The sequence below is a fragment of the Streptomyces cucumeris genome (assembly GCF_024295805.1).
In the GTDB taxonomy this organism is placed as follows: Bacteria; Actinomycetota; Actinomycetes; order Streptomycetales; family Streptomycetaceae; genus Streptomyces; species Streptomyces cucumeris.
This window is the reverse complement of record NZ_JANCLX010000029.1, coordinates 99,054-114,863: the sequence shown is the minus strand read 5'-3', so window position 1 is coordinate 114,863 and position 15,810 is coordinate 99,054. Positions and strand designations below refer to the sequence as shown.

13 protein-coding genes are annotated in these 15,810 nt (G+C 68.0%); 10 read left to right on the top strand and 3 right to left on the bottom strand.

What is annotated here, in order from left to right; genetic code table 11:
* Nucleotides 1-573: 573 nt before the first annotated feature.
* The 8 genes from lanKC (at nt 574) to NMK44_RS31830 (ending at nt 11,367) form a co-directional block, all read left to right on the top strand.
* The gene (lanKC, locus tag NMK44_RS31860) at nt 574-3,213 is read left to right on the top strand and encodes a class III lanthionine synthetase LanKC (protein ID WP_254749746.1); all 2,640 of its coding nucleotides are present in this window, start codon (nt 574-576) and stop codon (nt 3,211-3,213) included.
* 99 nt (nt 3,214-3,312) lie between these two features.
* Complete coding sequence (locus NMK44_RS42800) at nt 3,313-3,399, top strand: class III lanthipeptide (RefSeq protein ID WP_374215371.1); 87 nt, start codon at nt 3,313-3,315, stop codon at nt 3,397-3,399.
* Between the two features lie 175 nt (nt 3,400-3,574).
* Nucleotides 3,575-4,234, top strand: a complete 660-nt coding sequence (locus NMK44_RS31855) for a GNAT family N-acetyltransferase (RefSeq protein WP_254749744.1) — start codon at nt 3,575-3,577, stop codon at nt 4,232-4,234.
* Nucleotides 4,231-5,295: an ATP-binding cassette domain-containing protein gene (locus NMK44_RS31850; protein ID WP_254749742.1), complete on the top strand. Its 1,065-nt coding sequence runs from the start codon at nt 4,231-4,233 to the stop codon at nt 5,293-5,295. Before NMK44_RS31855 ends, NMK44_RS31850 begins: the two co-directional genes overlap by 4 nt.
* Nucleotides 5,292-6,050, top strand: a complete 759-nt coding sequence (locus NMK44_RS31845) for an ABC transporter permease (RefSeq protein ID WP_254749740.1) — start codon at nt 5,292-5,294, stop codon at nt 6,048-6,050. Before NMK44_RS31850 ends, NMK44_RS31845 begins: the two co-directional genes overlap by 4 nt.
* Nucleotides 6,050-6,670 (top strand): flavoprotein, encoded by a 621-nt coding sequence (locus NMK44_RS31840; RefSeq protein WP_254749738.1) that lies wholly within the window; start codon nt 6,050-6,052, stop codon nt 6,668-6,670. The genes NMK44_RS31845 and NMK44_RS31840 overlap by 1 nt, the downstream gene beginning before the upstream one ends.
* A 62-nt stretch (nt 6,671-6,732) precedes the next feature.
* Complete coding sequence (locus NMK44_RS31835; RefSeq protein WP_254749736.1) at nt 6,733-8,766, top strand: prolyl oligopeptidase family serine peptidase; 2,034 nt, start codon at nt 6,733-6,735, stop codon at nt 8,764-8,766.
* A 9-nt stretch (nt 8,767-8,775) separates the two neighbouring features.
* Complete coding sequence (locus NMK44_RS31830) at nt 8,776-11,367, top strand: ABC transporter permease (RefSeq protein ID WP_254749734.1); 2,592 nt, start codon at nt 8,776-8,778, stop codon at nt 11,365-11,367.
* 19 nt (nt 11,368-11,386) lie between these two features.
* On the opposite strand, the gene NMK44_RS31825 is transcribed toward NMK44_RS31830, so the two are convergent.
* Genes NMK44_RS31825 through NMK44_RS31815 form a run of 3 tightly spaced genes read right to left on the bottom strand, consistent with a single transcriptional unit; the run spans nt 11,387 to nt 13,571 of the window.
* Nucleotides 11,387-12,574 carry an MAB_1171c family putative transporter gene (locus NMK44_RS31825; protein ID WP_254749732.1) on the bottom strand — a complete coding sequence of 396 codons (1,188 nt, stop codon included), beginning with the start codon at nt 12,572-12,574 and terminating at the stop codon, nt 11,387-11,389.
* Nucleotides 12,571-13,149 (bottom strand): toxin, encoded by a 579-nt coding sequence (locus tag NMK44_RS31820; RefSeq protein WP_254749730.1) that lies wholly within the window; start codon nt 13,147-13,149, stop codon nt 12,571-12,573. The genes NMK44_RS31825 and NMK44_RS31820 overlap by 4 nt, the downstream gene beginning before the upstream one ends.
* 32 nt (nt 13,150-13,181) lie before the next feature.
* Nucleotides 13,182-13,571, bottom strand: coding sequence for a helix-turn-helix domain-containing protein (locus NMK44_RS31815; RefSeq protein WP_254749728.1), 390 nt, complete (start codon nt 13,569-13,571; stop codon nt 13,182-13,184).
* A gap of 251 nt (nt 13,572-13,822) precedes the next feature.
* Between NMK44_RS31815 and NMK44_RS31810 the strand changes: the two genes are divergently transcribed.
* Both NMK44_RS31810 and NMK44_RS31805 read left to right on the top strand, forming a co-directional pair.
* Entirely contained in the window at nt 13,823-14,599 is a 777-nt protein-coding gene (locus NMK44_RS31810) for an AfsR/SARP family transcriptional regulator (protein WP_254749726.1), read from the top strand.
* Nucleotides 14,600-14,795: 196 nt separating this feature from the next.
* The gene (locus NMK44_RS31805) at nt 14,796-15,722 is read left to right on the top strand and encodes a hypothetical protein (protein ID WP_254749724.1); all 927 of its coding nucleotides are present in this window, start codon (nt 14,796-14,798) and stop codon (nt 15,720-15,722) included.
* Nucleotides 15,723-15,810 lie beyond the last annotated feature (88 nt).

Sequence of the window (15,810 nt, the reverse complement as noted above, 5' to 3'; positions counted from 1 at the left end):
CTCAAGGAGCGCAAGGACGGCTCCAAGATGACCGTACGCGTCGGACCGTCAGCTTCATAGTTCAACAAAACTGCGTTTTCGCAGGTCAAAACGGTAGCGGCCGTCGCCCCCTAGCGGGCGGCGGCCGCAGCCGGTCAGCCCCCCCTCCATCCAGCCCGGTGGCCCCGTCGCACCGGCGCTACGTTCGCTCGGGAAACAGTCCGCCACAGCGTCGGCGACCCCGCGGCGGTCCACCTCTTCCGGGCGCGTGTGATCGCCGGGCGACACCAGAACCCTTCGGATGTACCGGACCTGGCACCTGAGGGACGCGGAGAAGATGTGGCCACCGCGACCGGCCGGGCCACATCAGGACCTATGCGCTCACTGGCACAACATCCACTCACCACACGAGTGGGATCAGAGGCGCACGGCGTCGCCCGCCCTCGGGCCGCCGCCGAGAGCCTGGGCCGACCTCTCCCTCCCCCCTGGGAGCAGCGCGTATAGCAGCTCTATACCGGCGGTAAACCACCCCGTTTGTAGGTTCTCTGCTGTGCCGGACGGACGGGACACCGGTCCGATCGATACACCGCGACAGTGGCACACGGACGAACGAGAGGGGGCGAGGACACCGTGGACGAGAACCACCAGCTGTTCGGATGGTCGGACCTGGTCTTCTACGACACTCCGAGCCGTTGGGTGGACCCTGACGCGGAGTTCGCGGTCACCCAGCGGTCATTGCCCGACGGCTGGACCCGCTCGGCGGAGGACCTGTGGACGGTACTGCGCCCTGAACACGTCCTGCCGCCCGCGCAGGGCTGGAAGATCCACGTCTCCTCCCGAGCGGACAACGCCGACCGGGTACTTGGCATCGTGTGGGACTACTGCGTCGCACACCATCTGCCCTTCAAGCATCTGCGCGATGCCCATATGCACCTCATCCTCAACTCCAAGTACGCGCCGCGGCATTCGAGCGGCAAGCTGGCCGCCCTGTATCCCAGCGATGACCAGGCGTGCCGAACGGTCTTGGAGGAACTGTCCCCGCTGCTGGAGACGGAGGACGGGCCCTATGTACTGAGCGACCTGCGCTGGGGGAAGGGCCCCCTTTATGTGCGCTACGGAGGGTTCCGCCACCGAGAAGTCCTGACCATGGACGGCGAACTCGTGTCAGCTCTGGAGCGACCGGACGGCGCTCTGGTCCAGGACCATCGCAAACCGGTCTTCCATCTGCCGGGCTGGGTGAAGTTGCCCGACTTCCTGCGACCGCACCAGGAGGCGGCTCGCGCCGGTGACGCGAATTTCGGATACCGCGTCGAGAAGGCCCTTCATTTCTCCAACGGCGGAGGCGTCTACCTGGCGGAGCGTCTGGCCGACGGTGCACCCCTGGTCCTCAAGGAGGCACGCCCAGGTGCCGGGCTCGACCGCGACGGCCGCGACGCCGTTGCGCGGCTGCGCAGAGAGCGGGACGTACTGAACCAGCTCTCCGGCCTGAACGGTGTCCCGGCCGTCGAGGACTACTTCACCGCGTGGGAACACGAGTTCCTGGCGATGGAATATCTGCCGGGCGATTCCCTGCATGTGTGGGCCGGGCGCGAGCACGCGCTGCTCCAGCCCGACCCGGACGAGCAGGACGTCGCCCGCTATACGCACACGGCACTGACACTTCTGGACCGCATCTCCGAGCTGCTGGAGCGCATACACCGGCAAGGGGTCTTCTTCGGTGACCTGCACCCGGGCAACGTCCTGGTCGCGGCGGACGGCAGTGTCTCCTTCATCGACTTCGAGACGGCCTTCCGCGAAGAAGAGCCCGACCGGCCGGCGATGGGAGCCCAGGGCTTCGCGGCTCCGTGGCTGCGCCGCGGGCAGGACCTGGACCGGTATGCGCTGGCGGCCCTGACGTTGTGGTTCTTCCTCCCGGTCAACCGGATCTTTCCGTTGGGGCCGACCAAGGTGGCTCAGACGGTGGCCGCCGTGCGGGACAGATTTCCGGTACCGGAAGACTTCGGGACCCGGATCCTGCGGGACATGGGAGTCATGAACGGCCGCAGCGACCAGGTGCCGCCCGCACTGCCGGCCGAGCTCGCCAATGCCCGGAGCTCCCTTCTCGGGGAGTCTCTCGATGTCGACTTCGAGGCCGAGGAGATGGACTGGACCGTCCTGTGCGACTCACTCGCGGAGGCCATCCGGTTGAGCGCAACGCCGGAACGCACGGACCGGCTCTACCCCGGGGATGCGCGTCAGTTCCGCTACGCCCCGGCCACTCTCGCCCATGGAGCGGCCGGGGTGCTGTGGGCATTGGCCGCCACCGGCCAGGAACGGCTTCCGGAACACGAGGAATGGCTTCTGGCGAAGGTGCGCGCCGGGCTGGCACCGCGACCGGGCTTCTACACCGGGTTGCACGGAACCGCCTACGCGCTGGACCGCTTGGGCTACCGTGAGACCGCCCGCTCCGTCCTGGCCGAGGCTCATCCGCTCGCCCAAGAGGTCCATGGCATCTCGTTGTTCAGCGGCTTGGCCGGTATCGGGCTCAACTCGCTGGCCTTCGCACAGGGTTATGGGGAACAAGAGGCGCGCCGGGAGACGGAGCGCGTCGCGAATCGCCTGGCCGAACTGATCCGCACGGGTCGACAGCCGGGGGCGGAGAACCGAACCGGGCTGATGCATGGCTGGTCCGGCCCCGCGCTGTTCTTCATCCGGCTCTACGAGGACACGGGCGATCCGTCCCACCTCGACACGGCCCGTGCCGCGCTCAGCCGTGACCTCGCGGGGTGTGTGCGGCTCGACAACGGAACCGTCCAGGTTCTGGAGGCGGGTCGTCGCACGCTCACCTACCTGGAGAGCGGTAGCGCCGGCGTCGGTCTTGTGGCCGATGAGTTCCTGGCCCACCGCGCGGACGACCGGCTGGCCGCAGCCGCGCGGGGCATCGTGTCCGCTTGCCGTACCGAACTGATCGTGGAATCACACCTTTTCAATGGGCGGGCAGGACTGCTGGCCACGCTGGCCCGACTGAGCCACCACGAACCCGCAGGTGACGCCGAACAGGTAGTGGAGCGTCACCTCAGGCGCTTTCGCTGGCTGGCACTGTCCTACCGAGGCCAACTCGCCTTTCCGGGTGACCAGAGCCTCCGGCTGTCCATGGACCTGGCCACCGGAAATGCCGGAGTGCTGCTGGGCATCACATCCGCCTTCGCCGACTCGGCCGAGTTTCTTCCCTTCTTCCGCCCGCGCACACCCTGACACGAGCAGCGGGCAACCGGCAGGGCCGCTGTCCCACGGCCCTTGCTCCGGAAGGGGAGATGAGGGACACCCGACCATCGACGTGAGGAGGTGACAGACATGGCCACGATTCTCGAACTCCAGGAGCTGGAGACTTCCACGGAGGGATCCGAGCTTCCCGTGAGCACCGCCAGCTGGCACTGCTGACCACAGTGCCCAGCCTGTGAAAGGGCGGTGTGAAGCCGCTGCCACCACCACATGGCCTCACACATGCCGGCCGGGTCCGCTGCGCTGCCACGAGGATGCCACCTCTGTCAGCAGCGGACCCGGCACCCACCGTACGGGTTCTCGTGGATCCGGCAAACCCCTTGGAGAGAGACTCATGGCGTTGGTCGGCAAGCTCGTCCGTCTGAAGCGTATGTCGCACGAGGACTACGAACATCTCGCCGAGTGGTGTTCGGACCGCTCGGGCACCTACTCCTCGGGATCGACGGACTTCGTCTCCGGCGCGGAGCTCCAGGACTTCGCACGGCGGAGCGGCCACGTCTACCTCGCTGTCGTCACCCACGACGGACAGCACGTCGGAGTCGTGGACTACGCCCGGGTGACCTATCCGGGCAATTACGAGATCGGCGTGAACATCGGGGACCCGGAGCAATGGGGAGCCGGGTACGGAGCCGACGCCTTGGGGCTCCTCCTGCGTCATCTGTTCCACTCCAAGAACGCGCACCGGGTTCAAGGAGTCGTCGGGCTCTACAACAAACGCAGTATTCAGCTCGTCTGCACCCGCGGCTTCATCGTGGAGGGGCTACTGCGCGACTACTTGTTCTTCGACGGCCGCTACCACGACGGCGTGGCCATATCGATGCTCCGGGACGACTACTACGCCATGTGCTCCACGACGACGGGCCCCGTCCTGGAGGACACGGTTCCGTCAGAGGAGCGAGTGGCGGCCCGCCACGCGATGGAACGTCTGCTGTCCGGCGATACGGGACACCACCTTCGGGCCTTCCTCAACCGTTCGGAAGCGCTCGGCGGATGAAGGGGCCCTTCACACGTCCGGCCGGACCGGCGGAAGAAACCCGGTCCACTGGCAAGGGCGCACGCGCGGCCGCCATCAAGGTCCAGGGGCTGCGCAAGACGTATGCGATGCGGAAGCCCCTCCGACGACGCCGGGACCGGCAGGGGCCAGTGGTGGAAGCGGTGCGCGGCATCGATCTGTCGGTGCCCAGCGGCGAGATCTTCGGCTTCCTCGGCCCGAACGGCGCCGGCAAGACAACCACGGTCCGGCTTCTCACCACGCTGCTCACCCCGGACAGTGGGACAGCCACGGTTGCCGGGTACGACCTGCTGTCCCAGCCGCACGAGGTCCGTCGGCGTATCGGCTACGTGAGCCAGAACGGCGGTGTGAATCCCGCGACGTGCGTACGTGCCAACCTGCTGCTCCAGGTGCGGCTGTTCGGACTGACCGGAGCGCGGGCACTGCGGCGGGCCGACGCGATGCTCGGGCTGTTCGGCCTCGAGGATCTGGCGGGACGGCGTGTGTCCAGTCTGTCAGGGGGCCAGGCCCGCAAGCTCGCGTTGGCCGTCGGCCTGGCGCACGCCCCTGATCTGCTCTTCCTCGATGAGCCCACACTCGGCCTCGATCCCCGTGCCCGGGCAGGCCTGTGGCAGGAGATCCACGGTCTTCGCGAACGCGGCTGTACCGTCTTCCTGACCAGCCACTACTTGGACGAGGTGGACAGCCTCTGCGACCGCCTGGCCATCATCGACCAGGGCAGGATCATGGTCCGTGGCACACCGGGTGAGCTCAAGAGGGCCCTGTCGCCCGATGTCCTGCGGTTGCTTCTGAGCAAGGACCCCGGTGCCTCGGCCGACGCGTTGTTCGCCGGCCTGCCGTCGGTCCGTTCGGTGCGGTCGGAAGGCCGGGTGCTGCGGTTGTACGCGGACGACGGCGAACGTGCGTTGCCCGCCGCGCTTCGTGTCCTCGAGGCTCAGGGTCTCGCCGTCGACACCGTAGCCCTGTCCCGCCCCAGTCTCGACGATGTCTTCCTGCACCACACGGGCCGCTCCCTTGCGTGCGCACCGGAGGTGGCGGGGTGATCCTCCTTCGGACATCCGGCGTGCTCTACCGCTTCGCCCTGCACCAGGCGGTCAACAACCGCGCCTGGATCATGCTGGGCCTGGGGCAGCCGGTGATGTGGCTCGTCTTGTTCGGGCCACTGCTGGAATCCCTCTCCGGCCCCGGCATGGGGCACAGCGGCCAGTTCGAGATGTTCGTCCCCGGGCTGCTGATGATGGTGGCTCTCTTCGGCAGCACCTTCATGGGACTGGGGCTGCTGGCGGATCTGCGCGCGGGGTTCCTCGAACGGCTGGCGGTCACTCCGGTGAGCCCGGTGTGCCTGCTGATCGGATGGTTGCTGCGGGACGTCACCCTGCTCACCGCACAGGCGCTTCTGCTGCTGGGAGTCGGCGCGGCCATGGGCCTGCACATCCACCTGGCCGGTACCGCACTGGCACTCTCGCTGGTGGCCTTGGTCGGTGTCCTCGGCGCCGGCGCCTCCTACGCCCTGGCCCTCGTGGTACGCGATGAGAACACCCTGGCCGGTGCGGTCAACTTTGTCACGATGCCGATGACGCTGGTGAGTGGTCTGTTGCTCCCTGTGGCGCTGGCGCCCGGCTGGTTACGGATGCTGGCACAGGCCAACCCGCTCTACTACGCCGTCGAGGCCGCCCGAAGCCTCATGGCAGGTCACCTCACCGACGCCGCCGTGCCGACCGGGTTCGCCGTGATCGGTGCGCTGGTGATCACCATCGTCTGGTGGGCCGTTTCGCTGTTCCGCAGAGGAGTTGTCTGATGGACATGACGCCGCTCACCGCGGGGCAAGAGACCTCAGCGGTACCGCTCCCTCCACCGCGTGCCCCGCGTCAACTGCCGCTTGCCCGCGGTCAGGTGGTGCTCATCGGAACGGGTGCGTTCTCCGTCGCGGAACTGCCCGGATGGGCGGCACTGCTGCGCTCCTGGTACGGCTGGTCCATCAGGCCATGCCTGACCCACTCGGCGGAGCGGCTCGTGGCGCGCGAGGCGCTCGCCGCGGGCGCCGGCGCCGCCGTATGGGGACCGACGTGGCCGACGTCTGATGGTGTCGCGCCTCATCAAGCCCTCGCCGCTTGGGCCGACCTGGTCCTCGTGATGCCGGCCACCACCAACTTCGTGGCCAAGTGCGCGGCCGGTATGCCCGACAGCCTGGCCCTGAGTATCGTGATGAGCGCCGTCAGCCCCGTGATCGTCGTGCCGTCGCTTCCCGAGGCGGCCCTGCGCCGTCCATCGCTGAAACGCAATCTCGCACGCGTCGAGGAGGAGGGCTACTACGTGGTGCCCACCCAGCAGGGAGTCTCGGTGCACACCGGTCGTAGCGGCCCCGGTGCCATGGCCGATCTGGTGACGGTTCTGCGGTTCGCCGCATCCGTGCTGTGACCGGCGCGGAGAGCACACCCTGCCCCGATCGCGGAATTCCGGGGCAGGCGTTCAGGGACCCCATGACCGATTACCTCTTCGGACATCGGGTGCCTGACCCCTATCGCTGGCTCGAGGACACCGCGGAACCCAGGACGCTGGAGTGGCAGCGCGCCCAGGACACTCGGTTCGAACAGGTCCGGCGCCAGTGGACGACACGGTTCGGCCCCCGGTTGCGTGAACTGTACGGAACCACCGCGCAGGAAGTCCCGCGCTGGTGCGCTGGACGCCGCTTCTTCGTGCGGCGGCCACCCGGTGGCGAGCACGAAGTGCTGTACACGGCGGCGCCGGGCGAGCCGGAGCGTGTACTGCTCGACCCGGCCCGGTCGGAGGGCCCGGGGACGACGATGCTGGAATCCTGGGCCCCCTCCCCCGACGGTCGCCTTGTGGCATGCCAGCTGTCCAGCGACGGAGCCGAGACGGCGGTGCTGAAGGTCCTGGACGTCGCGACCGGACGGCTGGGAGACGACGGGATCAGGGGGTGTCGTGCCTCGCCGGTCGCCTGGCTCCCCGACGGCCGGTCCTTCTTCTACGTGCGTCCTCCGATCCCGGCCGATGCCGGTGGCGGGCTTGGGACCGAACGGTGGCTCTGGCTGCACCGGGTGGGCCGATCCGCCGGTGCCGATGTGCGGGTGCTGGGTGGCCCGGACGACCCCCGACGCGTCTACGACATCGGCATCGGACCCGACGGACGCCTGCTTCTGGCCTCCCTCGCCGACGGCCCCGCCCGCCCACACGAACTGTTGCTCGCAGACCTCGCCCGGTGCCGGCCGGACCGGCCACAGTGGCGTCGCATCCATCCGGAAGGCAGCGCCGCACACGCGCGTGTGCGGGGCGAAATCGGGCCGGATGGCCGCCTGTACCTGCTGACGGACGACCGCGCCCCGCGTCGGAGATTGTGCGTCATGGACCCGGCGGAGCCGCACGGGACGATGCGGGAACTCATAGGTGAGCACCCCGAGGCCGTTCTCACCGGATTCACCCACCTGGGCGGTGGTCTCTTGCTGGCCGTGTGGGAACGGGACGCGATCGGCGACGCCACCGCGCACCGTATCGACACAGGTGAGGTGACGGCTCGGGTATCGCTCCCCGGACCGGGGACCGTCACCGGGGTATCCGTACCGGCCCCCGCCGGGCACACGGCGGGCGAGGTGTGGATCGGCTACTCGAGCCTGATCACACCCGGCCACGTGCTGCGGTACGAGATCGGCTCGTGGCAACCGGTGCGCCCCGAACGCACCACACGGCACCGGCGTCCACCGCATATGACGGTGCGCCATATGCGCTGTCCGAGCAAGGACGGGACACTGGTCGGCCTCCTTATCCTCGCCCGGGACACGACACCCCGACGCCCACGCCCCACCATGCTGACCGGTTACGGAGGGTTCGGCGTGAGCATCGGCCCCGTGTACCAGCCCGATGCCGTGGCCTGGGTCGAGGCAGGCGGCGTGTACGCCATAGCGCAGGTACGCGGTGGCGGCGAACAGGGAGCGGACTGGCACCGCTCGGGGACTGGCGCGGGCAAGCAGAACAGCATCGACGACTTCAACGCGGTAGCCGAGTGGCTCGTGGCTGATGGCTGGACCACCCCCGGTCAGCTCGGCGCGGTGGGTGGTTCGAACGGTGGCTTCCTGGTGGGCGCGGCCCTGGTTCAGCGTCCCGATCTGTACCGGGCGGTGGTCTGCTCGGCTCCTGTTCTGGACATGTTGAGGTACGAACGCATGGGTCTCGGACGGCTGTGGCGCGCCGAATACGGAAGCGCGGACGATCCGGAGCAAGTGCAGTGGCTGCTCGGCTACTCTCCGTATCATCACGTCCGGGAGGGCACGGCCTATCCGGCGGTGCTGTTCGAGACATTCGAAGGGGATACCCGTGTCGATCCTGCCCACGCGCGCAAGATGTGCGCCGCCGTGCAGCATGCGAGCAGTTCGGGCAGACCGGTGCTCCTGCGGCACGAACGAGGCAGCGGCCACGGCAGACGAACGATGAGCCAGGCAGCCGCTCTGGGCGCCGACACACTGGCGTTCCTGTGCGAGGAACTGGGGCTGGAGAGTTGAGGACGCACCATGCCGCCTATCGCATGGCGAACGGTACGGGGTCGGGTTCCGGGACTGGCCGGCGCGCTCGTGGGCATCCTGCTCGGCGTGGTGCTCACCACGGTATGGGGGGTGTGCTTCGAGTCGAGCCTGCGGATGAAAGCCGTACCCGAGCGGTTCGCCGCGGCCGACGTCGTGGTCGACGGCGATCCCTGGGTGAAGGACACAGAACCCGGAGGGCGGCGGCTCCAAGCGCTGCTCCCTGAAGAACGCCCCTTACCAGAGGACCTGACCGACCGGATCCGCGCCGTTCCGGGAGTGCGGGAGGCGGTCGCCGACCGGCCCTTCTCCGCACGGTTCGCGGACGCTGACGGCAAGGTGGTGGGTGCGTCCGGCGATAGGGACTCCAGGGGGTACTCATGGCGCACCGCAGCGCTCGGGCCCTTCCGTGTGGTGTCCGGGAAGCCGCCCGCCCGACTGGGTGAGGTGATGCCCGATCGCCGCACGGCGGAGGAGGCCGGCGTCGAGCCGGGGGACGAGATCCGCGTGCTGACCGCGTCAGGGGCCCGGAACTACCGTGTCAGCGGCATCGCCGAACGCGGTCGGGCCGGCCAAGAGTCCTCCGGAGGTGGGTGGAGGGCCGAGGCTGCCCTGTTCTTCTCGGATCGCGCGGCAGAGGGCTTGGCCCGGGCGGCGGGCGGGGTCCCTGGCCCGTACGCCATCGCCGTCGTGGCGGACCACGGTGTCACCGCCCGCGAGCTCGCCGCACGCATCGAGGATCGGCTCCACCGTCCGGGTGTTCGTGTGTTGTACGGCAGCGACAAGGGCGAAGCCGAGGGACGGGAGATCGTCCAGGGACGCGACTTCGCACTCGCCGTGTCCGCCTCCTTCGGCCTTCTGGCCGCGCTCTTCGCGACCGTCATCGTCATCGGACCCTTCACCATCGCCGTGCAGCAACGACGGCGCGAGATCGCCCTGTTGCGCGCAGTGGGTGCGACGCGCGGGAGGGTGAGCGCTCTGCTCTGCGGTGAGGCGCTGGCCCTGACCTGTGTCGGCGTGGTGGTCGGCGGACCGCTGGGGCTCCTCCTGGCCGGGCCGGTCCGCGACCTCTTCGTCTCGATGGGGGTGCTTCCTGCGGGGCTCACCCTGGTCAGAGGGCCGCTACCGATCCTTGCCGCGGCGTTGCTGAGCCTCGTCGGCACACAGGCCGCCGCGCTGCTCGCCATTCGCGGAGCGGTCCGTATCCGGCCCGTCGAGGCTCTGCGCGAGGCCGAGCGGCCCCCGGGACGGATGTCCGTCGTACGCGTCCTCGCCGGGGTTCTGACCATCGCGGCGGGAATCGTGTTGACCCTGCGGAGCACGGGGACCGAGGTCGGGGTCATGAAGACCCTGGCCCAAGTCGGCGTCCTGTTGCTGGGGGTGGTGCTGATCGGCCCGCTGGTCGTACGGGGCGGCATGATCCTGTTCGGCCCGCTGATGGTCCGCCTGGGCGGAGTGTCCGGCCGGGTCGCCCGGGGCGCCCTTCGCACGGACAGCCGCCGGCTGGCCAGTGCGGTCGTACCTCTCACCGTGGTCAGCGCCTTCACCGGGACCGTGCTCTTCACCGGGGCCACGCTGGAGACACGGTGCGCTGAGCAAGCCGAGGCGCGGATGAACCGGGTGGACCGTGTGCTGGTCGCGGACGGCACCGAGGGGCTGCCCCCTGACGTGGTGGCAGCCGCCCGGAAGCTCCCTGCGGTGCGTGAGGTCGCTCCCGCGGTGGAGACCGGAGTCGTGGTCCGGCATTCGAGCCCGGTAGGAGACATCCTGGAGTCGTTTCCCGCCCAGGGCGTGGAGCCCGAGACCACGGCGGACCTCCTGGACCTGGAGGTGAGTTCCGGACAATTAGCCGCTCTGCGGGCCGAGACAGTGGCAGTGTCCGCTTCTCTGGCCCGGAAGGCGGGATGGAGCGTCGGTGACCGTGTGGCCGTGGTGCTGGGGGACGGGACGACAGCCCGTCTGCGGGTGGTGGCGGTCTTTCAGCGGTCCGAGGGATTCGGTGAGCTGCTCCTCCCCTACGACCTCGCCTTGCGCCACGTTTCGCTCGGGCTGATCACGAAGCTGTATCTGGCCCTGCGCCCGGGGGCTCCGAACGCCGATGCCCAACTGGACCGGCTGCGCAAGCACGTTCCGGCGGGGCTGGTGCTGAATCGGACACGTGCCGCAGAGCAGGTGGAGGCCGTTTCCACAGCCGATACACGCAGCCGCTACCTGCTGCTGGGCTCGCTCGTCGCCTTCGGTGCCGCAGCAGCGGCGACGGCCCTCACGATGGCCTCGGTGCACCGGAAGAGGGATCTGCGGCTGATGCGGACTCTCGGCGCTGATCGACGCCAGTTGATGCGGGTCGTGATGTGGGAGTGGCTGGCCGTCTCCGTGCTCGCCCTGCTGGCGGGTGCCATCGTGGCCGTACTGCCGCTGATGGTCTTCAGTCGTGGGGCGACGGGTTCGGTGTTGCCGTCACTGCCGATCATGTTGGTGGTCGGTACCGTCGTCTCGACGGTGCTCCTCGCCCTGGTGGCGAATCTACTGCCTGCGACCATGGCACTGCGCCTGCGGACACTCGATGGAACACGGTCACCGTGAACGCCGGCCGGAAGAGCGGTCATTCCCGGAATCCGTTCAATGGTTGCCGTTGCAGGCGCCGAAAAGCGCGCGCGACCTGGGTGAGCCGGTGGGTTTCCGCGGACAGACCACTCTGCGGGGAGAACGACGCGTGAACACCGGCTGGGGCCGCCACCGCCGAAGAGCCCGCCATGCGGGCACGCACATCCGCCATGATCATGGCCGCCTCCTGCGCAACAGTGATCTCTTGAACCTGACGGTCAGCCACCGGGCGCTCGTCCGCTTCGACACGGTATGAACGCAGCGATAGCTGTCCGTCCCTGATCTCAATGACACGCCGGTACAAGCGGTAGGACAATCCGCGCCGCGGCAGAAGGTCGATGAACCGGGATCGTGGTGGCTCCAGAGCGATGTCCGGCGTGATCCTGTACAGGGCTTCCCACAATGGACGCAGCCGCTGGTAGGACCAGTAGGCGGTGGCACAGCGGTAGGCGGCACTCACCCTCGGCCCCCAACAGGGAACTGTCCAGCCGAAGATCTGCAAGAGCGGCCCCATGCTCCCTGTGACCCACCAATGGGAACTCCAGAGGGTCGTCGAGCCGAGCCATGTGCCGAGTGTCTCCACGCTCCGCATCACGCAATAGCACAGGATGCACACCGATCCTGCCGTCACCGCCCACATACCCCGGCTCAGCCAGGGGCGACCAGCGATCCTGGCGTAGTGCAGACAGCGGCGGCCCGTCTCGAACTGTCCCACCGCGTACAGCGCGAGGTGCGCGAGATAGAGCGTGGCGTAGCACGGGTCGCGCAGGTTCCGCAGCATGTCGGCGTCGCTGTTCACTCGGTACCGAGGCAACTCGAGGAGAACGAAGGCGAGACTCAGGGCGAGAAGCGCTATGCCGTAGCCCGCGATGCGGCGTCGGGCCTTGCGGGCTGCCGACTCGGGAGGATCCGCCCAGTGGACAAGCACCACCTGCTGAGCGGCGGTAAGGACGATCACCATCGCCTCCACGAACAGGAGCATGGCACCGGGCGGACCGACGAGTGTGACGGTCAACGACCGCAGCGGTTCCAGGCTGACGGCGAAATACAGGCAGGTTGCGAGGAAATAGACGCACAGGGCGATGCGCGCGGGGTCGGTGCGACCCCCCACCAGCCCCGGCACCTTGTACAGAAACGCCGCCATGCCCCCCGTGACGCAGCACCAGGCAAGGGCTTGGTAGGTCATCCGCAGCCTCGGCGGCCACGGGTGATGTCGGGCGCCATCATCCCGCCACCGGCCGGCCCGATCACGTCCTCGATGCGTGCCAAGGTCTCCCGATGGCCAGGAGCAGCACGCCGTGCGGGCTCGGCGTCCTGCTGCCGTGCGTTCAACGACAGAAGGAGCAGTGACGCCATGACTTCGGCTTCCTGCTCCACTTCCCTCGCGTATCCGCAGCGCTTCAGCATGCCCCGGACGACGCTCGGATCCAGACCGGTGAAGAGCTCGGTGGGAACACTCGCGGTCGTGCCGTCACCGTGATGGCCACAGAGCATGTGCGACACCTCGTGGGCGATGATGTGCCACTGGTGGGCCGCGCTCGTGTGTCGCTCGTAGGCGATGTAGTCGGCGTCATCAGCTCGGATCCACAGTCCGAAGGCCCCGGTGCCATGCAGCTCCACGGGCAGCAGGTGCACGGGACGCCCCGAACGGCCCCCCAGGAAGGCACAGAGGGCTGCCATGTCCGGCAGCGCCGGAATGTCCAGCGTGGCAAGCCGCTCCCGACAGGCACGCCGCAGCTTCTTGAGATGTCGTCTACGCATCAGGCCGTCGGTCGGACAGCCAGGCGCACACATCAGTCATCCTCCACGGGGGGTAGTCCCTGCAGTTTGCGTACCTGGTCGAGCACGGTGACGATCGCCTCCAGGCTTTCCTGCGGCAGCCCCACCGCCCGGAGGGCGAGAGCGCGAACGCCGGACTGACTCATGCTGTCGAGCAGAGCCAGTTGCTCCTGCACCTTCTCCGCGTGGCCGGTGTCGACGAAATAGGCGGGTGACACCCCGAAGAACTCGGCCAGGGCCGCCTGCAGTTCAGGAGACGGACGGGTGCGCTTGCCGTTGCGCAACGCCGACAGATACGCGCCGCTCACCCGGATCCGCGGGTGGGATTCCTTGATACGGGCCGCCACCTCGTCGTTGGTCCAGCGACGCCCTTCCGGACGGCTGCCGAGGAACAGCTGGTCCAACAACTCCGACAGTGGCGCCCCGTGTGGCTGGTCCGACATGAGCACCTCCGATCGCATCTACTCCCACATCAACTACCAGTTGGTAACTGTATTGGCGATTCGTCTACCAGTTGACCCATTGGTGCACCAACTGTCACCATTTCCCCACAGAGTCGAACGCAGAGGAAGGGTCGATCCCGGACGTGGCCGGGAGTCGACGAGAGGTGTCGACCACCGCCTCACGGTCGGGGACCGGTATCAAAGGGGACTTCATGGAACTAAAGATCCTGGGGCCGGTGCGGCTCACCGTCAGCGGGCGCACCCTCCGGATCGGCTCGTTCAAACAACGCACACTTCTCGCCCAACTCGCATGCGCCAACGGGGCCGCGGTCTCCGTCGAGCGGTTGATGGACACCCTGTGGCAAGACGCTCCCCCGCCGAGTGCCGGCAAGAACTTACAGGTCTACGTATGGCATTTACGCAAAGTGCTCGGCAAACACAACGCCGCAGACCGGCTGGAACACGCGCCACCGGGGTACCGACTCGCACTGCGACCGGATGAACTGGACCTCGCCTCGTTCGAACGGCGCGTCGCCTCCGCCCGCCGGCAGCGCACCCGCGGCGATCTGCGCGGCGCCCTCACAGAGTTCCGCACAGCACTCGCAGGCTGGCAGGAGGAGGCGCTCGCGGACGTCCTGTCGGTACCCGCTCTCTATGCGGAATCCGTTCATCTCGAAGAACTCAGGCTCTCGGCGATGGAGGAGTATCTCGACACCGCGCTGGCTCTCGGGGAACACGCCGAGGTCATTGCGGCAGTGGATGCGCCGATCCGAACCCACCCGTTCCGTGAACGCCTCTGGATGGCCCGCATCCTCGCGCTGTATCTGTCGGGTCGGCAGAGCGATGCACTTGCCGCGTACCACATGCTGCGCAACAGGCTCGGCGAGGAACTCGGACTGGAACCGTCGAAACAACTGCAAGAGCTGCAGCAGCTCGTGCTGAGCGGATCGCCATTGCCCGAGGCGGCACTCATCCTACGGCTGCGCTGACATGGATCAAGGCCCGGGCGTCGGGCGGATGCGGGCCTCCTCACATCCACCACCAGGCTTCTGCCACCCCGCTGGACGCAACCGTGACGACCCAACACGACCGAACCTCGTTCGGGGCGGACACGTCACAGGAGCGGTGAGGCATCCCTGCCTTCATGGCAACACACCAGGCGTCACCATCAGCTCGGGGAGACCCATGCACGGGACCACCAAGACTCTTGGCCGACTGTCCGTCGTCATCACCGCATGCGCATGGGGGATCAGCACAGTCGCCGGTTGCGGCAGCGGGAAGAGCGAAGGCGATGACGACAGGGCACGTCACACCGAGCCGGCACCACCGTGGGGAATCCGCGCCCGTCAGGTGGCCGATGCATGGGACGGCTCCCAGGCCGCCGAGATGTGGCACCAAGGCTTCTACCCCATGGGAGAGGTTGTCCAGGTACCCGAAGGGGGCCTCCATGACGAAGCCGACCAGCGGGCCTTCGAGGCGGGGAACTTCGATCTGGACGGCGATCTCCCTGACCTGCCGCAGAAGGACGCCCGGGTGACGTGGCAGAGCGGCGGTTCGCTCACCCTGCCGCTCATGGGCGTTCGTCGGGCGTACAAGGCCCTGGACCGGGACAGCAGCCCCGGACGACGCTTGACGGTGACCGGAGCGGAACTGGGTGAGATGACGGTGATGACCAGCCGTGGCAAGGCCACTGTGCTGGCCTGGCTGTTCACCCTGAAGGGCTACGACGCCCCGCTCAAGCGGGCCGCTGTCATACCCTCCAAGCTCCCCGAGTCACCGATCAAGCCTGCCGGACGGACATCCACCGATGTGCTGGCGCCACTGGGCGGGCTGGTCCGGGTCACGGCGGCTGGGCGGTCCGTCACCGTGGCGGCCAATCACGGATCCTGCGACGACGGACCTACGGTGAACGTCTTGGAGACGAAGAACAGCGTGGTTCTGTCGGCAGCCACCGTCGGGGCCAAGGACGGAGTGTGCACCAGCGAAATGCGCGGTGAAAGGTTGACGGTGCCGCTGGACCGGCCCACCGGCAATCGCATTCTGCTGGACGCGTTCACGGGCCGACCGGTGCCGTACAGCAAGTGGCCCAAAACCTCACCGAGCTGGAGCTGAAACCAGCCATCACCATCAGGTCGACGGCTGCCGCGCGTCCTCCTCAAGACCTCCAGCCACTGGCGGTCCGAGAACCGGGCCGCCAGTG